The 25,631-nt window shown below is 73.8% G+C and carries 3 protein-coding genes; all 3 read left to right on the forward strand.

The genetic code is table 11. The features are described 5' to 3' along the window. Window positions 1-433: 433 nt before the first annotated feature. Window positions 434-1,222 (forward strand): thioesterase II family protein, encoded by a 789-nt coding sequence (locus ACZ4VT_RS33880; protein ID WP_467955234.1) that lies wholly within the window; start codon window positions 434-436, stop codon window positions 1,220-1,222. A 177-nt stretch (window positions 1,223-1,399) separates the two neighbouring features. Beyond that, window positions 1,400-8,026 (forward strand): amino acid adenylation domain-containing protein, encoded by a 6,627-nt coding sequence (locus ACZ4VT_RS33885; RefSeq protein ID WP_467955235.1) that lies wholly within the window; start codon window positions 1,400-1,402, stop codon window positions 8,024-8,026. Between the two features lies 1 nt (window position 8,027). Further along, window positions 8,028-25,631, forward strand: coding sequence for an amino acid adenylation domain-containing protein (locus tag ACZ4VT_RS33890; RefSeq protein WP_467955236.1), 17,604 nt, complete (start codon window positions 8,028-8,030; stop codon window positions 25,629-25,631).

Consider the following 25,631-nt stretch of genomic DNA (forward strand, 5'->3'; position numbering starts at 1 on the left):
CATCGCCGCAAGCAGAGGAGGAAGAAAAAAAAAAGAAAAAAAAAAAAAAAAACACCCACCCCCCCCCCCCCCCCCCCCCCCCCCCCCCCCCCCCCAGCCCCGTTCTTCGTGCTTCCGCCGCCCCGCCGCCCCCGCCGCCCCCGCCGCCCCCGCCGTCCCGTCGACGGGACAGCGGGGGCGGCGGAAGCGCAAAGAACGGGGCGCGGTGGCCGAAAACGCAAGGAGGAATCGCTCACCAGTACCCGTCCGGCAGAGCTGTGCGGGCGTTCCTTGCCTCGTTGGGGGGCCACTCCTACGATCAATTGCGGAAGTGCGGAAAATAGGCCGTGACCGCTCCGGCCCGCTGCGTCAGCGCACCCGGTACTGCATTCCACTTTCCGATTTCTGCTTTCTGTTTCCTGCTTCCACCGAAATCTGCAGAGGGGTCATGGTCATGCACACGCGCACCCACGCAACGGAAACCGGCGCCGGACTGGTCGTCGAAAGCCCCTTCATATGGCGGGCGCGACGGCCCGGACACCGCCATCAGCTGATCTGCTTTCCCCAGGCGGGCGGCGGCGCGGGAGCCTTCGCCGACTGGGTGCAGGAACTGCCCGCCGGCATCGAGGTCGTCGCGGTGCAGCTGCCCGGCCGGCAGAACCGCATCATGGAGGACCCCGCCACCGAGGTCGGCCCGCTCGTCCGGGCCCTGACGCAAGCCCTGCGCCCCGTCCTGGACGGACCGTTCTCCTTCTTCGGCCACTCCTGCGGGGCCCTGCTGGCCTTCGAGCTGGCGCTGGCGCTCCAGTCGCGCGGCGGTCCTCGGCCGGCCCACCTGTTCCTCTCCGGCCAGGCCTCGCCGGAGCCCTTCCGCAACCGCCCCCAGCTGCACGGACTTTCCGACGAGGAGTTCCGCGCCGAGGTGCTGCGGCTCGGCGGCTTCGACGAGGAGCTCGCCGACGACGAGGACGCGATGGAGGCCCTGCTGCCCTCCGTCATGGACGACTTCGCCCTCTGGGAGCAGCACGTCATGCCCGTCGACGCGCGGCTGGACGTGCCCATCACCGCACTGGTCGGCGAATCCGACAGCCGGGCGCCGTTGGACGAGATGAAGACCTGGGGCGCGCACACGGACACCGCCTTCGACCTGCGTGTCTACCCCAGCGGGCATTTCTATCTCTTCGAGCCCGGGCTGAGCTCCGAGCTGCTCGAATTCATCGCCGCCACCGTGCTGGAGCCCTAAGCTCCGGGTGGGCAATGCCTGTATGGCAGCTTTTTCGGGTTGCCGCGGCGACCGCCCGGCTGCGATTAATTGATAAATCAAACCCACGAGATTCCGGTCTTCATGTCCAACCATTGGGGGATGGTCGCTTTGTGCTCGTTCCATGACACGGCGGTGCCGGTGGCGACGATTCCTGAGATGTTCGAGAAGCAGGTCGTCGCCGCTCCGGACGCCGTCGCGCTGGTCTTCGGCGAGACCTCGCTGACCTACCGCGAGGTCGACGCGCGCGCCAATCGCCTGGCGCGGGTCCTGGCCGGACGCGGAGTCGGACCGGAGTCGGTCGTGGGCGTGGCCGTGCAGCGGTCGCCGGAGCTGTGGGTGGCCGTCCTCGCGGTGCTCAAGGCGGGCGGCGCGTACCTGCCGATGGACGCCGCGTACCCCGCGGAACGCCTCCGGTACATGGTCGAGGACTCCGGCGCCCGCCTGGTCCTGGCGGACGCCGTCACCGGCGGTCTGCTGCCCGCACTCCCCGCCCCCGTAGTGCTGCTGGACGCGCCCGGGACCGCGGCGGCCGTCGCCGCCGAGGCGGCCGGCCCGCTCACCGACGCGGACCGGATCCGCCCGCAGCGGGTGGCGCAGACCGCGTACGTCATCTACACCTCGGGCTCCACCGGCCGCCCCAAGGGCGTCGCCGTCACTCACAACGGCCTCGCCCCGCTGCTGGCCACGCACGCCGAACGGCTGAAGGTGAGCCCGGCGAGCAGGGTGCTGCAGTTCGCCTCGCCGAGCTTCGACGCCTCGGTGTGGGAGATGTGCATGGGCCTGCTGTCCGGCGCCACCTTCGTGCTGGCCGACAAGGAGGCGCTGGCCCCCGGCGACCCGCTGGCCGACACCATCGCCCGGCACGGCGTGACCCACGTGACGCTGCCGCCCCCGGTGCTGGCCGCGCTCCCCGCCGGGGCCATGGCCTCCGTCGAGACCCTCGTGGTCGCCGGTGACGCCACCACCCCCGAGCTGGTCGCCACCTGGTCGGCCGGCCGCCGCATGATCAACGCGTACGGGCCCACGGAGACGACCGTGTGCGCCACGATGAGCGCGCCGCTGGCCGGCGACGGCCGCGTACCGCCGATCGGACGCTCGATCACCGGCACCGACGCGCACGTCCTGGACGACGCGCTCCGCCCGGTGGGCGCCGGAGTGACCGGCGAACTGTACGTCTCCGGCGCCTCGCTGGCCCGCGGCTACCTGGGCCGCCCCGACCTGTCCGCCCAGCGCTTCGTGGCCTGCCCCTTCGCCGGGCCCGGCGCGCGGATGTACCGCACCGGCGACCTCGTGGAACGGACGCCGGAGGGCGAACTCGTCTTCCACGGGCGCGTCGACACCCAGGTCAAGATCCGCGGCATCCGGATCGAGCCGCTCGAGATCGAGGCGGTGCTCAGCGCTCACCCCGGCGTGGCGGACAGCGCGGTCCTCCCGTACGAGCGCCGCGGCAGCCGCCAGCTGGTGGCCTACGTGGTCCCCGCGGCCTCCGGCGGCCCCGGCCGGGCGGCCCCGCAGGGCAGCGCCTACGGCAGCATCGCCCTCGACTCCGGCTTCGGCGTCGGCGAGCTGCGCGCCTTCGCCGCCGACCAGCTGCCCGACCACATGGTCCCCGCGGCCTTCGTCCTGCTGGACCGGCTGCCGCTGACCCCGAACGGCAAGCTCGACAAGACGCGCCTGCCGGAACCCGAGTTCAAGGGGGAGACCTACCGGGCCCCGCGCACCCCGCAGGAGGAGATCCTCGCGGAGCTCTTCGCGAAGGCCCTCGGCGTGGGCCAGGTCGGCATCGACGACGACTTCTTCACCCTCGGCGGCGACAGCATCCAGTCGCTCCAGGTCGTCTCCTGGGCGCGGGCGCGCGGCCTGGTGGTCACCGCCCGCCAGGCCGTCGAGCACCGCACCGTCGCCCGCCTCGCCGAGATCGCCGTCGCGAACGGCCGGGGCGCCCCCACCGGCCCGGTCCTGGCGGAGCTCGCCGGAGGCGGCACCGGTTGGATGCCGCTGCTGCCCGTCGCCCGCTGGATCCGCGAGTGGGGCCCCGGCTTCGGCCGTTTCCTGCAGGCCATGGTGCTGGAGCTGCCCGAGGGCATCGACCGGGCCGGGCTGGCCGCCACCCTGACGGCCGTGGTGGACCGCCACGACCTGCTGCGCTCGCGCCTCGTCGCCGACGCCGCGGGGGAGGGCGACGGTGAGGCCGACGGCCTGGTCGTCGCGCCCGCCGGCTCCGTGGACGTGGAGCCGCTGCTGCGCCGCGTCGCGTGCGACGGCCGCTGGGACGCCGAGTCCTGGCGGGACCTGCTGCTCGGGGAGCTGGAGGAGGCCGCGCAGCGGCTGGATCCGGCGGCGGGCGTCGTCGCCCAGTTCGTCTGGTTCGACGCCGGCGGCGAGGAGGGGCAGGGCGGTGAGGGCGCCGGACGCGGTGGCGCCGGACGGCTCCTGCTCGTCCTCCACCACCTGATCGTGGACGGCGTGTCCTGGCGCATCCTGATGCCCGACCTCGCCTCGGCCTGGCAGCAGATCAGCGCCGGCCGCACCCCCGAACTGCCGCCCGTGACCACCTCGATGCGCCGCTGGGCGCACGCGCTGGCCGACGAGGCCCTGCGCCCCGAGCGCGTCGCGGAGCTGGACCTCTGGCGCTCGATCGTCGAGGGCCCCGACCCGGTGCTCGGCGCCCGCCGGCTGGACCCGGCCGTCGACGTGCGGTCCTCGGTGCGCGTCACCCACGTCCGGCTCCCGGTCTCCGTGACCGAGGCCGTGCTGACGGACCTGCCCGCGGCCTTCCACGGCGGGGTCAACGACGGGCTGCTGGCCGCGCTGGCCCTGGCGCTCGCGCGGTGGCGGCGTACCCGCTCCGTCGAGGAGACCTCCGCCCTGATCCGCCTCGAAGGACACGGCCGCGAGGAGGCCGCCGCCCCCGGTGCGAACCTCGCCCGCACGCTGGGCTGGTTCACCACCGCCTTCCCGGTCCGCCTCGACCTCGCCGGGGTGGACCTCGACGAGGCCTTCGCGGGCGGACCGGCCGCGGGCCTGGCCGTCAAGAAGGTCAAGGAGCAGCTCCTCTCCCTGCCCGACAAGGGCATCGGCTACGGCCTGCTGCGCCACCTGAACCCGCAGACCGCCGCCCAGCTGGCCGAACACCCGATCGGGCAGGTCGGCTTCAACTACCTGGGCCGCTTCGCCGCCGGTTCCGAACGGCCCGGGGACGCACGGGGGGCGGGTTTCACCCAGGCCCCCGAGGTCGCGGCCATCGCCGAACTGGCCGAGCTCGACGCCGCGCAGGACCCGCGGATGCGGGCCTCCGCCGAACTCGACATCAACGCCACGGTCAGCGACCAGCCGGCCGGCCCGGTCCTGAACGCCGCCTTCAGCGCCCCCGAGGGAGTGCTCACCCCGGCGGAGGTCCGGGAGCTCGCCGACCTGTGGTGCGCCGCCCTGGAAGGGCTCGCCCGGTACGCGGCCCGGCCCGGCGCCGGCGGTCTGACCCCCTCGGACCTGCCGCTGGTGACCGCGAGCCAGTACGACATCGACGGTTGGGAGCGGCGCTTCCCGGGCCTCACCGACGTCTGGCCCACCACCCCGCTCCAGTCGGGCCTGCTGTTCCACTCGATCTTCGAGGACTCCTCGTTCGACGCCTACCAGGTGCAGTACGCCCTGCACCTGTCCGGGCGGGTGGACGCCGGCCGGCTGCGCGCCGCCGGGCAGTCCCTGCTGGAGCGGCACTCCGGCCTGCGGACCGCCTTCGTGCACAACGCGTACGGGGACCTGGTCCAGCTCGTCCTGGACTCCGTCACCCTGCCCTGGCAGGAGCTCGACCTGTCCGGGCTCGGCGAGGCGGAGCGCACGGAGGCCTTCGAGCGGTTCCTCGCCGAGGACCTGACCACGCACTTCGACCAGATTGCGCCGCCGATGCTGCGCCTGACGCTGATCCGGACCGGCGAGGAGACGTACGAGCTCGTACTCACCGCCCACCACGTGCTGTTCGACGGCTGGTCGGTGCCCCTGCTGATGCAGGACCTGCTCACCTTCTACGGCTCGGCGGGCCGGGCGACCGGGCTGGAACCCGCCCGCGACTACCGGGACTTCCTGGCCTGGCTCTCCCGCCAGGACCCCGAGGAGTCCGCCCGGGTATGGCGCGAGGAGCTCAGCGGGCTGGGGGAGCCGACGCTCCTCGCCCCGGTGGTGTCCGCCCAGGCCGCCCCCGCCGCCGGCTCGGCCAAGTCGCCGAAACCGGCCGAGGCCGCGTCCGCCGCGTCCGCCGAGGACATCGCCATGCGGCAGGCCGAGGTGCCGCTGCCCGTCGAGGCCTCCCGCGAGCTGTTCCGGCGCGCCTCCGAGCTCGGCGTCACCCTGAACACGGTGGTCCAGGGCGCCTGGGCGATCCTGCTGGCCCAGCTCACCGGCCGCCGGGACGTCGTGTTCGCCTCCACCGTCGCCGGCCGCCCGCCCGCCCTGCCCGGCGCCGACACCACCGTCGGCATGTTCCTCAACACCCTGCCGGTACGGGTGCGGTGCGCCCCCGCGGACACCCTCGCCGAGCTGCTGACCGCGCTGCAGGGCCGGCAGGCCGCGCTGATGGACCACCACCACTTCGGCCTGAGCGAGATCCAGCAGGCCGCCGGAATGGACGCCCTGTTCGACACCATCATCGGCTTCGAGTCCTTCCCCATGGACCGGGCCGGCATCGTCGAGGCCAGCCGCGCGGCCGGGATCTCGATCACCGGCATCCGCTCCTTCACCGCCAGCCACTACCCGGTGACGGTGCTCGCCTTCATCGAGCCCGACCGGCTGCGCCTGGCGGTGCAGTACCAGCGCACCGTGCTTGACCCCGCCGTGGCCGAGTCCATGGCCGCCCGGTTCGCCGCGATCCTGCGGCAGCTGGCCGAGGACACCGGCCGCCGGGTGGGCACCGTGGACGTACTGGAGCCCGCCGAGCGGGACCGGCTGCTGAACGTGCTCGGAGCGGAACAGCGTGCCGTCAGCACCGAAGCCGACGGGGTGAGCGTCCCGGATCTGTTCGAGCGGCAGGCCGCCGCGACCCCCGAGGCGGTCGCCGTGGTCGCGGGTACGCGGTCCCTGACCTACCGGGAGCTCGACGAGCGGGCGAACCGGCTGGCCAACGGCCTGATCGCCCGCGGCGCCGGCCCGGAGACCCCGGTGGCCCTGGCGCTGCCCCGCTCGGCGGACCTGGTGGTCGCGCTGCTCGGCGTACTCAAGTCCGGGGCCGCCGTCCTGCCGCTCGACCCGCGCCACCCGGGCGACCGCCTCGCGCGCGTCCTGGCCGACGCGCGGCCGCTGCTGGTGCTCACCGACCCGGACGCCGCGGCCGCCGCGGACATCGCGGTCCCCACCGCGCACCTGGGGGAACTGGAGTCCGGGGACGGTGCGTCCGTTGCGGCGGCCCCCGTCCGGCGGCCCGACGGGCTCGCGTACCTCTCGTACGCCTGCGGCAGTTCGGGCGGGCCGACGGGGGTGGAGAGCACCCACCGCAATTTGGCCGGGCGGGTCCCGGGGCTGCTCGCGCGGCTCGGCTCCGCGGCCGGCGGTCCGCGGCTGCTGCTCGGACCCTCCGGCGACACCGAACCGCCCGTGCCGGAGATCCTCGCCGCGCTCTGCGGCGGAGCGGGCGTCGAGGTGCTGCCCGATCCGCGGGCCCTCGCGGGACACCGCCTCCCCGCCGCGCGCGGGGCGCTCGCCACGACCCCCTCGGCCTTCGCCGACCTGCTCGACGAGGTGGCCGAGGACATCCACGCGGACACGATCGTGTTCTCGGGCGAGCCGCTGCCCGCCGCGCTGGCGCGGCGGGCGGCCGAGTCCGCCCCGGGGGTCCGGCTGGTCACCCTCCACGGGCACCCCGAGACCGGCCCCGCCACCGCCTTCTCGCCACCGGACGGCGAGGAGCCACCGGGCACCGCCGCCGTGCCCGCCGGGACACCGCTCGCCGGAGTACGGGCGTACGTCCTCGGCGCCGGTCTCACCCCCGTGCCGCACGGCGCGGTCGGGGAGCTGTACCTCGCGGGCGGCGCGCCGGCCCGCGGCTACCGGGGACACGCCGGGCTGACCGCGGAGCGGTTCGTCGCGGACCCCCACGGCCCGGCCGGATCGCGGATGTTCCGCACCGGCGACCTGGTCCGCTGGAACGGCGACGACCGGCTGGAGTTCGTGGGGCGCGGGGACACGGAGGCGGCGGTCCGCGGCACGCGGATCGCGCCCGCCGAGGTCGAGGCCGTCCTGACCGGGCACCCCGGGGTGGCGCGGGCGGCCGTGGTCGCCCGCGAGGGCCACGGGCCGGGCGGGACCGCGCAGCTGGTGGGCTACCTCGTACCCGCCGAGCCGTACGGGGCCGAGCCCGGGCCGTACGCCGACCAGGTGCGGGCCCACGCCGCCCGGCACCTGCCCGCCGCCCTGGTCCCCGCGGTCCTCGTGCCCCTGGAGCGGCTGCCGCTGACCCACGACGGCCGCCTCGACCGGGCCGCGCTGCCCGAGCCCGAACCGGCCGGCCGCCCCTACCGGGCGCCGCGCACTCCCGAGGAGGCGGCTCTCTGCGAGCTGCTGGCGGAGGTGCTCGGCGTGGAACGGGTCGGCATGAACGACGACTTCTTCGAACTGGGGGGCAACTCCCTGCTGGCAACGCGGCTCACCAGCCGTATCCGGAAGGTGCTCGGGGTGAGCGTGCCTTTGCGGTCGATCTTCGAGTCTCACGCAATTTCAGAGCTTTCGCGCACGGTCAAGAACGCAGGCACGTCGAGCCGGCCTCGACTGCGCAAGATGGACAGGAGTGGACAGTAAAATGATCCCGTTGTCGTTCGCACAGCGTCGGTTGTGGTTCATCGACCGATTCGAGGGACCGTCGGCGACGTATAACGTCCCCTTCCTCGTGCGGTTGACCGGCGAGCTGGACCGGACCGCCCTGCGGTCGGCGGTGCGCGATGTCGTGGCACGGCACGAGAGCCTCCGCACGCTCATCGTGATGGACGAGCAGGGCGTGCCCTCGCAGCGGGTGCTGCCGGTGGCCGAGGCACTGCTCGACGTACCGCTCGTCGAGGTGGCGCCGGACGGGGTGGACGAGGCCGTCTTCCAGGCGGCGCAGTACACCTTCGACCTGTCGGCGGAGATACCGGTTCGCGCCACCCTGCTGCGCTCCGGCGAGCGGGAGCACGTCCTGCTCCTGCTGGTCCATCACATCGCCAGCGACGGCGAGTCGATGGAGCCGCTCTCCCGCGACCTGGCCACCGCGTACACCGCCCGGCTGGGCGGCGGCGCCCCGCAGTGGGCGGACCTGCCGGTGCAGTACGTCGACTACACGCTGTGGCAGCGCGAGCTGCTCGGCGACGAGAACGACCCCGACAGCGTGGTCTCCACGCAGGTCGCCTACTGGCAGGGCGAGCTGCGGGGCGTGCCGACTCCGCTGCGCCTGTCCTCGGACCGCCCGCGCCCGCCGGTGGCCAGCCACCGCGGCGACACGGTCGGCTTCCCCATCGACGCCGAGCTGCTGGCTGCCGTCGAGACCCTGGGCCGCGAGCGTGACATGACGGTCCCGATGGTGCTCCAGGCCGCCCTCGCCGTGGTGCTCCAGCACCTGGGCGCCGGCCACGACATCGCCATCGGCTCCACCGTCGCCGGCCGCACCGACGACGAGCTCGCCGACCTGGTCGGCTTCTTCGTGAACACCTGGGTGCTGCGCACGGACCTCTCCGGCGCGCCCACCTTCGACCGGGTGCTGGAGCAGGTCCGGCAGAAGGCGCTGACCGCGTACGACAACCAGGACGCCCCCTTCGAGCACCTGGTGGAGGTCCTGAACCCGGAGCGGTCCACCGCCTACCACCCGCTGTTCCAGGTCATGTTCACCTGGGAGAACGACGCCTGGATCGAGCTGGACCTGCCGGGTCTGGAACGGGCCCGCTTCGAGGTGCTCGCCACCCCGACGGCCAAGTTCGACCTGGAGTTCAACTACTTCTCGGACCCGGCCGGTCCGGGCATGCTCTGCTACCTCGAATACGCCACCGACCTGTTCGACCGCTCCACGGCGCAGTCCGTCGTCGACCGCTACCTGCGGGTCATCCGCGAGGTCGTCGCCCGCCCGGACCGGCCGGTCGCCCTGGCGCCCGTCCTCGACGACGCCGAACTTGGGACGGTCGTACGGGAGTTCAACGACACCGCGGTGGAGCTGCCCGAGCTGACGGTCGCCGAGCTCTTCGAGCGGCAGGCCGCCGCCACCCCGGACGCGGTCGCACTGGAGGCCGGGGACGAGGTCCTCACGTACCGCGCGCTCGACGCGCGGGCCTCGCGCGTGGCGGGGGAGCTGGCCGCGCGCGGCGTGGGCGCCGAGACGCTCGTGGGCGTCGCCCTGCCGCGGACGGCGGACCTGGTCGCCGGGCTGCTCGGCGTGCTCAAGGCCGGCGGCGCGTACCTGCCGATCGACCCGAGATACCCGAGCCGACGGCTCGACTTCATCCTGGCGGACGCGGCCCCCGGGCTGATCCTCACCGACGAGCAGACCGTGGGCGTGCTGCCGAGGACGCAGGTCCCGCGGCTGTTCCTGGGCGACATCGACTTCGCGTCCGACGTCGACCCCGACTCCGGCGCGTCGCAGGGCGCGGCCGCCGCCCCGGCCGCCACCCGCCCGGGCCAGGTCGCGTACGTCATGTACACCTCCGGCTCCACGGGCACGCCCAAGGGCGTGGCGATCACCCACGCCAACGTGGTGAACGACGTGCTGGGCCTGGCCTCGGCGATCGGCGTCGGCGCGGGGACGCGCGTGCTCGCCGGCACCTCGGTCAACTTCGACGTGTCCGTCTTCGAGCTCTTCGCCACCCTCTGCTCCGGCGGCACCGTCGAGCTGGTGCGCGACGCACTGGTGATCGGCGAGCGCGGCGGCTGGAGCGGCGGCGTGATCAGCACCGTCCCGTCCGTCTTCGCGGAACTCCTCGGACAGGTCAACGGGAACATCGCCGTCGACACCGTGGTCTTCGCCGGTGAGGCCCTGCCCACCGCACTGGTGCGCCGCGTCCGCGAGGCGATCCCCGGGGTCCGCGTCGTCAACGCCTACGGCCAGAGCGAGTCCTTCTACGCCACCACCTTCGCGCTGCCCGCCGACGAGGAGTGGGACGGCTCCGGCAGCGCCCCCATCGGCGCCCCGCTCGGCAACGTCCGCACCTACGTGCTCGGCCCGGGCCTGCGGCCCGTCCCCGTCGGCGTGGTGGGCGAGCTGTACGTCGCCGGCGAGATCGGCCGCGGCTACCACGGCCGCGGCGGGCTGACCGCCGACCGCTTCGTCGCCGACCCGTTCGGGCCCGCCGGCTCGCGCATGTACCGCACCGGTGACCTGGCGCGCTGGAACGCCGCCGGACAGCTGGAGTACGCCGGCCGCGACGACGCGCAGATGAAGGTGCGCGGCTTCCGCATCGAGCCCGGCGAGATCGAGGCCGTCCTGACCGCCCACCCGGGCGTGGCCCAGGCCGTGGTCACCATCCGCGAGGGCCGCGGCAGCAAGCAGCTCGTCTGCCACGTGGTCCCGCTGGAGGCCGACCAGAGCGGCTTCGGCACCGTCGCCAGCCTCGGCGACCTCGACGTCGACCTGACCACCAGCGTGTCCGTGCGCGAGCTCCGGCGCTTCGCCGCGGGCCGGCTGCCCGAGTTCATGGTCCCGTCCGTCTTCGTCATGGTCGGCCGGCTCCCGCTGACCGCCAACGGCAAGCTCGACCTGGCCGCGCTGCCCGAGCCCGACTTCAGCGGCGGCGAGTACCGCGCCCCGCGCAACGCCGCGGAGGAGGTCCTCGCCGCGGTCTACGCCGAGGTCCTCGGCCTCGACCGGGTCGGCATCGACGACGACTTCTTCGCCATCGGCGGCGACAGCATCCGCTCCATCCAGGTCGTCTCCCGCGCCCGCAGCGGTGGCGTGGAGGTCAGCCCGCGGCAGATCTTCGACCACCGCACCGTCGCCGAACTGGCCGCGGTCGCGGTCGTCGGGGTCGCGGCGGGCTCCGGCCCCGTGCTGGCGGAGCTGGAGGGCGGCGGCGCCGGCCGGCTGCCGCTGCTGCCGATCGGCGAGTACCTGATGGAACTCGGCGAGGGCATCGACAGGTTCGCGATGTCCATGACCGTCGAGCTGCCCGAGGGCATCGACCGCGCCGCACTGGCCGCCACCCTCGGCGCGGTGCTGGACCGCCACGACGTCCTGCGCTCCCGCCTGGTCACGGGCGGCGGCGCCGACGGCGCCGACCGGGCCGGCCTGGAGGCCGGCGCGCCCGGCTCCGTCGACGCGGACGCGCTGATCCACCGCGTCGAGTGCGACGGCAGCTGGGACGAGCAGTGGTTCGAGACGGCCACCGCCGAACTGGACGCGGCCACCGGCCGGCTGGACGCCGCGGCCGGTGTCATGGCGCAGTTCGTCTGGTTCGCCCCGCAGGAGGGCGCCGGCCGGCTGCTGCTGGTCCTCCACCACTTCGTCGTCGACGGCGTGTCCTGGCGCATCCTGCTGCCGGACCTCGCCACCGCATGGGAGCAGGTCCGCGAGGGCCGCACCCCCGAGCTGCCCGAGGTGGGCACCTCGGTGCGCCGCTGGGCCCACGCCCTGGCCGAGGAGGCGGCGTCGCCCGAGCGCGTCGCCGAACTCGCCCTGTGGCGCTCGGTCGTGGCCGGCCCCGACCCGCTCCTGGGCTCGCGGGCCCTGGACCCCGCCGTGGACGTGATGTCCACGGTGGACCACACCTGGCTCAAGCTCTCCGTGCCGGTCACCGAGACCCTGCTGACCACCCTGCCGGCCCGCTTCCACGGCGGTGTCAACGACGGCCTGCTCGCGGCGCTGACGCTGGCCGTCGCCCGCTGGCGCCGGGCCCGCGGCATCGACGAGTCCTCCGCCCTGATCCGGGTCGAGGGACACGGCCGCGAGGAGGACGTCGCCCCCGGCGCCGACCTGTCGCGCACGGTGGGCTGGTTCACCACCATGTACCCCGTCCGCCTCGACCTCGCCGGGATCGACCTCGACGAGGCCTTCGCGGGCGGCGCCGCCGCCGGCTCCGCCGTCAAGGCGGTCAAGGAGCAGCTCCTGTCCCTCCCGGACAAGGGCGTGGGCTACGGCCTGCTGCGCCACCTGAACCCGCAGACCGCCGAGGTGCTGCGCCGGTACCCCACCGGCCAGATCGGCTTCAACTACCTGGGCCGGTTCTCGTCCTCCGCGGACGTGCCCGAGCACCTGCGCGGCCTGGGCTGGACCCTCGCCGAGGGCACCACCGAGCTGATCGCGCAGCCCGACGGGCGGATGCCCGCCCTCTCGACGCTGGACGTCGGCGCGCTCGTCACCGACACCGAGCAGGGCCCGCAACTCACCGCGCGGCTCGCCTTCCCCTCGGGCCTGCTCCGGGCGGAGGACGTCGAGGAGCTCGCCGAGCTGTGGAGCACCGCCCTCCAGGCCCTGGCCCGGCACGCCGCCGAGCCCGCCGCGGGCGGTCTGACCCCCTCGGACGTGCCGCTGGTCCGGGCGACCCAGGGCGAGATCGAGGCCTGGGAGGAGCGCTACCCCGGTCTGGAGGACGTCTGGCCGCTGACCACGATGCAGGACGGCCTGCTCTTCCACGCCCAGCTGGCCGGCTCCACCTTCGACGCGTACCAGATGCAGCTGGTCTTCCACCTCGCCGGTGAGGTCGAGCCGGCCCGGATGCGGGCCGCCGGCCAGGCGCTGCTCGACCGGTACGCCAACCTCCGCGCCGCGTTCATATTCGACGCGGCGGGGGACCGGGTGCAGGTCGTACGCGACCGCGTGGAGCTGCCCTGGCAGTACCTCGACCTCAGCGGGTTCGGCGAAGAGGGCCGCGAGGAGGCACTGAAGCGCTTCCTGGCCGAGGACCACAACTCCCACTTCGACCTGACCCGGGCCCCGCTCGTGCGGATGTCCCTCGTCATGCTGGCCCCCGACCGCTGGGAGCTGGTCTTCACCGCCCACCACGTCCTCTTCGACGGCTGGTCGATCCCGGTCCTCATGCAGGACCTGCTGCGGCTCTACGGCTCCGAGGGCGACGCCTCCGCGCTGGCGCGGGTGCCCGGCTACCGCGACTTCCTGGTGTGGCAGGCGGGTCAGGACCGCGAGGCCTCGGCCCGCGCCTGGGCCGCGGAGCTCGCCGGAGTCGAGTCGCCGACCCTGATCGCCCCCGAGGCCGGCGCCGCGTCCGACCCGGCCGGCATCGGCCAGATCGACATCCCGCTGTCCGCGGACGCCGCCCGCGACCTGGGCCGGCGCGCCGCCGAACTGGGCCTCACCCTCAACACCCTGGTCCAGGGCACCTGGGCCCTCATCCTCGCCGGGCTCACCGGCCGCCAGGACGTCGTCTTCGGCGCCACCGTCTCCGGCCGCCCGCCCGTCGTCCCCGGCGTGGACTCGATGGTCGGCCTGTTCATCAACACCCTGCCCGTCCGGGTGGAGTGCGGACCCGGCGCCACCCTCGGCGAGCTGCTGCGCGACCTGCAGAACCGGCAGAGCGCCCTGCTCGACCACCACCACCACGGGCTGCTCGACATCCACCGCTCGATCGGGCTGAACGTCCTCTTCGACACCCTCGTGGGCTTCGAGTCGTACCCGATCGACGGCGTCGCCATCAACGAGGCGAACTCGGCCGCGGGCATCTCCATCACCGGCATCAGCCCGCTCAGCGGCGCGCACTACCCGCTGGTCGTGATGGCCTTCGCCGACCCGCACCTGCGGGTGGCGCTCCAGTACCAGCACCACCTCTTCGACCCGGAGACCGTCGAGGGCATCGCCGCCCGGTTCGCGCGGATCCTCCAGCAGCTCGTGTCGGACCCGGACACCCGGGTCGGCTCCGTGCACGTCCTGGAGCCCGCCGAACGCGAGCGGCTCCTCGGCACGTTCAACGACACGGCCGTACCCGCCCCCGCGAAGACCGTCCCGGCGCTGTTCGAGGCGCAGGCCGCCGCGACACCGGACAAGATCGCCGTCGCCTTCGGCGCAGAGAGCCTGACCTACCGCGAACTGGACGCCCGGGCCAACCGGCTGGCCCACGTGCTCGCCGCGCGCGGCGTCGGTCAGGAGTCCGTCGTGGGCGTGGCCCTGCCGCGCTCCACGGAGCTGGTCGTGACCCTCCTCGCGGTCCTCAAGGCCGGCGGCGCCTACCTGCCGGTGGACCCGGAGTACCCGGCCGAGCGCATCGAGTTCATGCTGGGCGACGCCGCGCCGACCCTGCTCCTGACCGACTCCGAGATCGTCGCGGGGCTGCCGGGCGGCACCTGCCCGTACGTGGTCCTGGACGACGCGGACACCGCCCTGGCCGTCGCCGCTGCCCCCGCCGACGCCCTGCCGGCGGCCGCCCACGGGCGCGTCGACCAGCTCGCGTACGTGATGTACACCTCCGGCTCGACCGGCGTCCCCAAGGGCGTCGGCGTGACGCACCGGGCCGTGTCCGGCCTGGCGCTGGACCGCCAGTACCGGGGCGGCGCCCACGAGCGGGTCCTCGTCCACTCCGCGCAGTCCTTCGACGCCTCCACCTACGAGCTGTGGGTCCCCCTGCTGGGCGGCGGCACCGCCGTGGTGGCGCCCGTCGGCAAGCTGGACGCCGGCGCGCTGGCCGCGGTCATCGCCGAGCAGCGGGTCACCGCGCTGTGGCTGACCGCCGGTCTGTTCAAGGTGATCGCCGACGAGAACCCGGAGTGCTTCACCGGGGTCCGCGAGGTGTGGACCGGCGGTGACGTCGTCTCCCCGGCCTCGGTGACCCGAGCCCTGCGGGCCTGCCCCGGCCTCAAGGTCGTCGACGGCTACGGCCCGACGGAGACCACCACCTTCGCCACCTCCCACCCGATGCCCGACCCCGAGCGGGTCGGCGAGCCGATCCCGATCGGCCGCCCGATGGACAACATGCGGGTGTACGTCCTCGACGCGGGCCTGCGCCCCACGCTTCCCGGCGTGGCCGGCGAGCTCTACATCGCGGGTGCGGGCCTGGCCCGCGGCTACGCCCACCGGTCCGCGCTCACCTCCGAACGCTTCGTGGCCTCGCCCTTCGGCGAGCCCGGCGAGCGGATGTACCGCACCGGTGACGTGGTGGCCTGGACCCCGGACGGCGCCCTCGTCTTCCGCGGCCGGGTGGACACCCAGGTCAAGATCCGCGGCTTCCGCATCGAGCCCGCCGAGATCGAGGCCGCCCTGGCCGCCCACCCCGGCGTCGCCCAGGCCGTCGTCACCTGGAACGAGGACCAGGCCGGCGAACGCCGGCTGGTCGGCTACGTGGTCCCGCGCGTGGACGGCTCCGACACCTCCGGCGCCGCCGAGCAGGTCGACGAGTGGGAGGAGATCTACGACGACCTCTACGCCGTCTCCGACGCCGCCTGGGGCGAGGACTTCACCGGCTGGAACTCCAGCTACACCGGCGGACAGCCCATCGCGCTGGACGAGATGGCCGTGTGGCGCGACGCCGCGGTGGAACAGATCACCAACTGGTCGCCGCGCCGCGTGATGGAGATCGGCGTCGGCACCGGCCTGCTGATGTCGCAGACCCTCGGGCAGGTGGAGGAGTACTGGGGCACCGACATGTCGGCCGCGGTCATCGACCGGCTGCTCGTGCAGGTGGAGCAGACCGGCTTCGGCGACCGGGTGCACCTGCGGCACCAGAACGGTGACGACATCTCCGGTCTGCCGCGCGAGCACTTCGACCTCGTGGTCATCAACTCCGTCGTGCAGTACTTCCCCGACGCGGAGTACATGGACCTGGTCCTGGCGGGCGCCATGGAACTGCTGGCCCCCGGCGGCCGGATCCTCGTCGGTGACGTCCGCAACGCGGCCACCCTGCGGCTCTTCCGCTCCGGCGTACAGCGCGCGCTGCACCCCGAGGCCTCCGCCTCGGTGAGCCGCGCCGCGGTCGCCCGCGCCATCCTCATGGAGAAGGAACTCGTCCTTGACCCCGAGTGGTTCACCCGGTGGGCCGAGCGGCACGGAGCGGGCGGCGTGGACATCCGGCTGAAGGCCGGCCGCCCCCACAACGAGCTGACGCGCCACCGCTACGAGGTGCTGCTGCACAAGGCGCCCGTGGCCGCGCTCCCGCTGAGCGGGGTCCCGGCCCGGCAGTGGGGCCGCCAGGTCGACGACCTCTTCGGCCTGGAGGACTTCGTCCGCGCGGCCGGCGAGCAGCCCGTACGCGTCACCCGCATCCCCAACGCGCGGCTCGCCGACGAGGTCGAGTCCGCCGCGGCCGTGGGTGTGGTCTCCGCACCCGCCGCCTCCGGCCCGGTGCTCGACCCGCAGGACCTGCGGGAATGGGCCGCCGAGCGCGGCTGGGGCGTGCTGCTCACCTGGTCCGCCGCCGCGGCCGAGTGCTTCGACGCGGTCTTCTTCCCGGCCGGGCCCGTCACGGACCAGGTCCTGACCGGCGGGTTCACGCCCTCGGGCCGCGCCGACCGGACGCTGGCCAACGAGCCGGCCGCCGCGGGCCGGATCGGCACGCTGGTGGGCGCCCTGCGCGGCTACCTGAAGGACCGGCTGCCCGAGCACCTGGTGCCGTCCACCGTCGTCGCCATCGCCGAGGTGCCGCTGACCCCCAACGGGAAGCTGGACCAGCGGGCCCTGCCCGCCCCGGACTTCGCCGCGGCGGCCACCGGCCGGGCTCCGCGCACCCCGCAGGAAGAGGTTCTGTGCGGCCTGTTCGCGGCGGTGCTCGGCCTGGACCGGGTCGGCATCGACGACGACTTCTTCGCCCTGGGCGGCCACTCCCTGCTGGCCACCCGCCTGGTCAGCCGGATCCGCCAGGTCCTCGACGTCGAACTGCCCATCCGGGTCGTGTTCGAGGCGCCCACGGTCGTGGAGCTGGTCGAGCACCTCGCCGCCGGGGCGCCCGTGCGGCCGCCGCTGCGGCGCACCGCCGAGCGCCCGGACTCCGTACCGCTGTCGTTCGCCCAGCGCCGCCTGTGGTTCATCGACCGGTTCGAGGGCCCCTCGGCCACCTACAACGCCCCCTTCCCGCTCCGCCTGACCGGCGAGCTGGACCTGCCGGCGCTGGAGGCCGCGCTGCGCGACGTCGTGGCCCGCCACGAGAGCCTGCGCACGCTGATCGTCGAGGACGCCGACGGCGTCCCGGCCCAGCACGTGCTGCCGGCCGGCGAGGCGCGGCTGCACGTCCCGCTCGTGGAGGTGGCCCGCGGCGGCCTGGCCGATGCCATGGCCGAGGCCTCCGCGCACCTCTTCGACCTGGCCACGGAGATCCCCGTACGGGCTCCCGTGCTCCGGCTCGGCGCGCGGGAGCACGTCCTCGTCCTGCTGATCCACCACATCGCGAGCGACGGCTCCTCGATGGCCCCGCTGGCCCGCGACCTCGCCACCGCGTACGCGGCCCGCAAGGAGGGCGGCGCCCCGCAGTGGACGGAGCTCCCGGTCCAGTACGTGGACTACACGCTGTGGCAGCGCGAGGTGCTCGGCGACGAGGAGGACCCGGCCAGCGCGCTCGCCGCACAGGTGGGCTACTGGCGCGAGGAGCTGGCGGGCGTGCCGCAGCCGCTGCAGCTCGCCTCCGACCGCCCGCGTCCGGCGAAGGCCTCCCACCGCGGCGAGTCGGTGGAGTTCGCCCTGGCCCCCGACGTGGCGGCCGCCGTCGAGGACCTGGCGCGCCGGCACGGCGCGACCTCCTCGATGGTGCTCCAGTCCGCCCTGGCCGTGCTGCTGCACGGGCTCGGCGGCGGTGACGACCTGACGATCGGCTCCCCGATCGCCAACCGCACCGACGAGGCCCTCGCCGAACTGGTCGGCTTCTTCGTCAACACCTGGGTGCTGCGCGTCGACCTGTCGGGCAACCCCGCCTTCACGGAGCTGCTGGAGCGGGTCCGGGGCAAGTCCCTGGCCGCGTACGACAACCAGGACGTCCCCTTCGAGCGGCTGGTGGAGGTGCTGAACCCGGAGCGGTCCACCGCCTACTCCCCGCTGTTCCAGGTGATGTTCGCCTGGCAGAACTTCGCCCGGAAGGACTTCGCCCTGCCGGGTCTGCGGGTGGAGTTCGAGCGGGTCCGCACCGAGACCGCCAAGTTCGACCTGTTCTTCAACATGGCCGACCTGCCCGGCATGGGCGTGGTGGGTCTCCTGGAGTACGCCACCGACCTCTTCGACCGGGAGACGGCCCAGGCCGTCGCCGACCGCTTCGTACGGGTGGTGGGCCTGCTGGCCGCCGCCCCCGGGCAGCGGGTGTCCGCGGTCGAGCTGGTGGACGGCGCCGAGCGCGAGCTGGTGCTGCAGGGCTTCAACGCCACGCAGGAGCCGACCCCCGAGCTGACCGTGCCCGGGCTGTTCGAGCTCCAGGTGGCGCAGCGGCCCGACGCGGTCGCGCTGGTCTGCGGCGAGGAGTCGCTGACCTACCGCGAACTGGACGAGCGGGCGAACCGGCTGGCCCGCGAGCTGGCCGGGCACGGCGTGGGACCGGAGACGGTGGTGGGCGTCGCCCTGCCGCGGACGGCGGACCTGGTCGCGGCCCTGCTGGGCGTACTGAAGGCGGGCGGCGCGTACCTGCCGATCGACCCGAAGTACCCGAGCCGGCGCCTGGAGCACATCCTGACCGACGCGCGGCCGAGGCTGCTGCTCACGGACGCGGCCACCGCCGGCGTCCTGCCGGACTCCGGGATCACCCGCCTGTACCTCGGCGACCTGGCCCTCGGCGGCTCCGCGGCCGGCTCCGGCGCCACCGCGCCGTCGGCGGCCCTGCTGCCCGGCCACGCGGCGTACGTGATGTACACCTCCGGCTCGACGGGCGTGCCCAAGGGCGTGACCGTCACCCACGCCAACGTGGTCAACGGCGTGCTGCGGCTCGCCGCCACGATCGGCGTGGACGCCGGCACCCGTACGCTCGCCGGCGCCTCCGTCAACTTCGACGTCTCCGTCTTCGAGGTCTTCACGACCCTGGCGGCGGGCGGCACGGTCGAACTGGCCCGCGACGTCCTGGTCATCGGCGAGCAGGGCGGCTGGACCGGCGGCGTGATCAGCACGGTCCCCTCGGTCTTCGCCGAGCTCCTCGACCAGGTCAACGGCAAGATCACCGCGGACGCCGTGGTGTTCGCCGGCGAGGCCCTGCCCGCGTCCCTGGTCCACCGGGTCCGCGAGGCCGTCCCCGGGGTCCGGGTGGTCAACGCCTACGGCCAGACCGAGAGCTTCTACGCCACCACCTTCGGGCTCCCCGCCGGTGAGGACTGGGACGGCGCGCACACCGCCCCGATCGGCGCGCCCCTGGGCAACATGCGCACGTACGTCCTGGGAGCCGGCCTGAAGCCGGTGCCCGTGGGGGCCGTGGGCGAGCTCTACGTGGCGGGCAACCTGTCCCGCGGCTACCACGGCCGCGGCGCGCTGACCGCCGAGCGCTTCGTCGCCGACCCGTACGGTGCGCCCGGATCGCGGATGTACCGCACCGGCGACCTGGCCCGCCGGCGGGCCGACGGGCAGCTGGAGTACGCCGGACGCGGCGACGCCCAGCTCAAGATCCGCGGGTTCCGCATCGAGCCCGGTGAGATCGAGGCGGCGCTGACGGCCCACCCCGGCGTGGAACACGCCGTGGTGACCGGCCAGAGCACCCCCGACGGGGCCAAGCGGCTGGTCGGCTACGTGGTGAGCTCCCCGGACTCCGGCGGCCAGGTCGACGCGCAGGGCCGGTTCGAGGCCGACATGACCTCGGGCATCACCATGCGGGAGCTGCGCCGCTTCATCACCGGCCGGCTGCCCGAGTTCATGGTCCCGGCGGTGCTCGTGCCGCTGGACCGGCTGCCGCTGGCCCCCAACGGCAAGCTGGACCGCGCGGCCCTGCCCGAGCCTGACTTCGCCGGCGAGAGCTACCGCGCCCCGCGCAGCCGCACCGAGGAGGTGCTGGCCGCGGTCTACTCCGAGGTGCTCGGCCTGGAACGGGTCGGCATCGACGACGACTTCTTCGCCATCGGCGGCGACAGCATCCGGTCCATCCAGATCGTCTCCCGCGCCAAGGCGCAGGGCGTCGTGGTCAACCCGCGGCAGATCTTCGAGCTGCGCACGGTCGCCGAGCTGGCCACGGCCGCCGGCAGCCGGCACCTGGGCCCGGTCCTGGCCGAGCTGGAAGGCGGCGGCAGCGGCGTCATGCCGCTGCCCCCGATCGCCAAGTACATGCTCGAACTGGGCAGCAGCTTCAACCGGTTCTCGATGTCCGCGGCGCTCGAACTGCCGCAGGGCATCGACGAGGAAGGGCTGACCGCGGTCCTGACCGCGGTGCTCGACCACCACGACGTCCTGCGCTCCCGTCTCGTCCAGGGCGGCGACGGCAGCCTGGAGATCGCCGCCCCCGGCACGGTCGACGTGGCCGCGCTGGTCCGGCGGGTGGACTGTGCGGGCACCTGGGACGAGGCGTGGCTGGAGACGGCCAGGGCCGAACTGGACGCCGCCACCGGCCGGCTCGACCCGGCCGCCGGCACCATGGCGCAGTTCGTCTGGTTCGCCCCGGAGGAGGGCGCCGGCCGGCTGCTGGTGGTCCTGCACCACCTCGTCGTCGACGGCGTGTCCTGGCGCATCCTGCTCCCGGACCTCTCCACCGCCTGGGAGCAGATCGGCGCGGGCTCCGCCCCGAGCCTGCCCGCGGTCGGCACCTCCGCCCGCCGCTGGGCCCACGCGCTGCTCGACGAGGCGTCCGACCCGGATCGCATCGCCGAACTGGCCCAGTGGTCCGAGCTGCTGGACTGCAACGACCCGGTCCTCGGCGCGCGGGCGCTGAACCCGGCGGTGGACGTCATGTCCACCGTGGAGACGGTCTCCCTGGAACTGCCCGAGCAGGTCACCGAGGCGCTCCTGACCACGGTGCCCACCGCCTTCCACGGCGGGGTCAACGACGGCCTGCTGGCCGCCCTCGCGCTCGCCGTGACGCAGTGGCGCGCGGACCGGGGCGTCGAGGAGTCCTCGACGCTGATCCGGCTCGAAGGACACGGCCGCGAGGAGCAGGTCGTGCCCGGCGCCGACCTGTCCCGTACGGTCGGCTGGTTCACCAGCATGTTCCCCGTACGGCTCGACCTCGCCGGTCACGACGTGCAGGAGGCACTCGCCGGCGGCGCCGCCGCGGGCGGCGTGCTCAAGGCCGTGAAGGAACAGCTCCTGGCCATCCCCGACAAGGGCGTCGGCTTCGGCCTCCTGCGCTACCTCAACCCGTCCACCGCCGCCGAACTCGACTGGCGGGCCACCCCCCAGATCTCCTTCAACTACCTGGGACGGGTCGCCGCCGGCGACAGCGCCGACGGGCAGCAGGGCACCGGCTGGAACCTGGCCGCCGACGCGCTCGGCCTCGCCGCGGACCTCGACGCGGACATGCCCGCGCTCTCCACGGTCGAGATCAGCGCCTACGTCACCGACACCGACCGGGGCCCGCGCTTCAACGCCCGGGTCTCCTACCCGGCCGGAGTGCTTACGCGGGCCGAGGCCCAGGCACTCGCCGACCTGTGGGTCCGCGCCCTGGAGGGCTTCGCCCACCACGTCGCCACCCCCGGCGCCGGCGGCCTGACCCCCTCGGACGTGCCGCTGGTCCGCATGACCCAGGGCGAGATCGAGAACTGGGAGGCGCAGTACCCGGGCCTGGCCGACGTCTGGCCGCTGACCCCGCTCCAGTTCGGTCTGCTCTTCGAGACCATGCGCCTGGAGGAGGACGCCTTCGACCCGCACATCGTGCAGGTGGCCTTCCACGTCCAGGGCCAGGTCGACCCGGCCAGGATGCGCGTCGCCGCGCAGGCGCTCCTCGACCGCTACGCCAACCTGCGCACCGCCTTCGTCACCGACGCGAGCGGCGACCTCACCCAGCTCGTCCTCGACGAGGTCGAACTGCCCTGGCGCGTCGCCGATCTGCGCGAGCTCGACGAAGCGGGCCGCGAGGAGGGGCTGGAGCGGATCCTCGCCGAGGACCACTACGCACAGTTCGACCCGGCGAAGCCCCCGATGCTGCGGGCCTCGCTGGTCCGGCTGGCGGAGGAGACCTCCGAGCTGGTGCTGACCGTGCACCACGCGCTCTTCGACGGATGGTCGTTCCCCCTGCTCGTACGGGACCTCGCGTACCTGTACGCGTCCGGGGGCGACGCCTCCGGGCAGCCGCGCGTGCCCGAGTACCGGGAGTTCCTGCGCTGGCTGTCCCGGCGGGACGACAAGGCGGCCGCCGCGGCCTGGGCCAAGGAGATGGAGGGCGTCGGCGAGGCCACCCTGCTCGCCGCCGAGACCCCGCGGGACGCCGGCGACGACGCCCGCGTCGGGCAGGTCGACGTCCCGCTGCCGCTGGACGAGGCCCGTGCGCTCAAGAAGCGCGCCGCCGAGCTGGGCGTGTCGATGGGCACCCTGGTCCAGGGCGTGTGGGCGCTGATGCTCGGCCAGCTCACCGGAAAGCGGGACGTGATCTTCGGAACCACGGTCTCCGGCCGCCCGGCCGAGGTGCCCGGCGTCGACCAGATGGTGGGTCTGTTCGTCAACTCCCTGCCCATCCGCGCCGAGTACGCGCCGAGCGACACCCTCGGCCAGGTGCTGAAGAACCTCCAGGAGCGGCAGACCGCGCTGCTGGACCACCACCACTTCGGGCTGCACCGCATCCAGCGGGAGGCCGGCCTGAAGGAACTCTTCAACACGATCGTGCTGTTCCAGTCCTTCCCCGTCGACAAGGAGGCCCTGGGCGCGGCCAACACCGCGGCGGGCGTCTCGTTCACCGGTATCCGCCCGTCCGCGGGCGCCGCGTACCTGGTGGGTCTGGCGGCCGACGCCGAGCCCTACCTGCGCATGATCCTGCAGTACCAGCGGCAGGCCATCAGCGCGGAGACGGTGGAGCGGATCGCCGAACGGGTGCTGCACATCCTGCGGCAGCTGATCGCCGACCCGCAGATCCCGGTGGGCGCGCTGGACGTGCTGCACGAGGCCGAGCGCGAGCGGATCCTCCTCGCCTTCAACGACACGGCGACGCAGACCCCGGCCCTCACCCTGCCCGCCCTGTTCGAGCGGAAGGCCGCCGAGGCCCCGCACGAGGTCGCGGTGCTCTTCGAGGACGAGAAGGTGACCTACGGGGAACTGGACGCGCGGGCCAACCGGCTGGCGCGGGCCCTCGTCGAGCGGGGTGTCGGACCGGAGACGGTCGTGGGCGTGGCCCTGCGGCGCTCGCCGCAGTGGCCGGTGGCGGTCCTCGCCGTGACGAAGGCGGGCGGCGCCTACCTTCCGCTGGACCCGGCCTACCCGGCCGAACGGCTCACGTACATGGTCGAGGACTCGGCGATCGGGCTGATCCTGACCGACGGGGCCACGGCGGACCGGCTGCCCGACCTGCCCTCGCAGCTGCTGGTCCTGGACGCCCCGGAGTTCGCCGAGGCCCTGGCCGGGACGGACGACACCGTACTGACCGACGCGCAGCGGCTGAACCCGCTCGTGGTGGCCAACACCGCCTACGTCATCTACACCTCGGGATCCACGGGCCGGCCCAAGGGCGTGGCCGTCACGCACACCGGCTTCGCCAACATGGTCGCGGAGGTGACGGAGCTGCTCGGCATCACCGCCGGCAGCCGGGTCCTGCAGTTCGCCTCGCCGAGCTTCGACATCTCCGTCGCCGAGATGTGCATGTCGCTGTTCGCCGGGGGCGCCCTGGTCATGGCGGACCCGGACCGGCTCACGCCCGGGGCCGCGCTCGCCGAGACCGCCGACACGTACGGGGTGACCCACGCGATCCTGACGCCCACGGTGCTGGCCGCCATGCCCGCGGGTTCGCTGTCCACCGTCGCCTCCCTGATGGTGGCCGGTGAGGCCACCTCGCCGGAGCTGGTGGCCACCTGGTCGGCCGGACGCCGGATGTTCAACGGCTACGGTCCGACGGAGACGACCATCGGCGCGACGGTGAGCGAGCTCACCGCCGGGGCCACCGTGTCGATCGGCCGCCCCATCCGCAACACCCGGGTGTACGTGCTGGACGCCGCGCTGCGGCCGGTCCTGCCGGGCGTACCGGGGGAGCTCTACATCGCCGGTGCGGGTCTGACCCGCGGCTACGTCGGCCGGCCGGAGCTGACCGCCCAGCGGTACGTGGCCTGCCCGTTCGGCGGGCCCGGCGAGCGGATGTACCGCACCGGCGACCTGGTCGAGTGGACCCGCGACGGCGAGCTGGTGTTCCGCGGACGCACGGACAACCAGATCAAGATCCGCGGCTTCCGCATCGAGCTCGGCGAGATCGAGTCCGCGCTGACGGCCCACCCGACGGTGGACCACGGCGTGGTCACCGCCCGGGACAACCTGGCCGGCGACAAGCAGCTCGTCGCCTACGTCGTCCCCGCACCGGGCGAGAGCGTGGTGGCCGAGGCCCTGCGCAAGCACCTCACCAGCCGGATGCCGGAGTACATGGTCCCGTCGGCCTTCGTCACGCTGGAGCAGCTGCCGCTCACCCCGAACGGCAAGCTGGACCGGGAGGCCCTGCCCGACCCGGAGTTCACCGGCGGAGCGGACTACCGCGCGCCGCGCAACCCGCTGGAGACCACCCTGGCCAAGCTGTTCGCCGAGGCGCTCGAACTGGAGAAGGTCGGCATCGACGACGACTTCTTCGACCTCGGCGGTCACTCGCTGCGCCTGACCCGCCTGATCAGCCGGATCCGCGCGGTCCTCGGGGCCAAGGTCCCGATCCGCGTGATGTTCGGCGCCACCACGGTGGCGAAGCTGGCCGAGTACCTGGAGTCCCAGGTCAAGACCGCCCAGGCGCCCGTCTTCGCCGACCCGTTCGCGGTCGTCCTGCCGATGCGCACCGAGGGCACGAAGCCGCCCCTGTGGTTCATCCACCCCGGTGTCGGACTGTGCTGGTCCTACGTGGGCCTCGCCCAGCTCCTCGGCGACCGGCCGGTGTACGGCATCCAGGGCCGCGGCTTCGACGGCACGGGCCGGGCCGGGTCCACCCAGGCGATGCTCGACGACTACCTGGAGCAGATCCTGGCGGTCCAGCCGGAGGGCCCGTACCACTTCGTCGGGCACTCCACGGGCGGCACCTACGCCCACGCCCTCGCCGCGGCACTGAAGCGGCGGGGACACGAGGTGGCGCTGCTGGCCCTCATGGACAGCCCGCCGAGCGGCTGGTTCCGGCACATCGAGGACCCGGTGAACATGCCGGAGGTCCGCGAGTTCTTCAAGGAGTTCTTCATCGGCTCCGGAGTGGACGAGGACCGCGAGGCGCTGGTGGAGAACGGCAGCCACCTCTTCAAGTCGCACGCCGAGATGCTGCTGGAGTGGGACTCGCCCGTCTACGACGGCGACGCGGTGTTCTTCAACGCCACGCGGAACCCGGACGAGTCCTACGCGGCGATCTGGGCCCCGCACATCGGCGGCACCATCCACGAACACGACATCGACGCCACGCACATGGGCATGCCGAAGGCCCAGCCCGCGGCCGAGATCGCCCGCATCATCAACCTCCACCTTGAGGGGAACTGA

It is taken from the genome of Streptomyces sp. NPDC029164 (assembly GCF_055563995.1).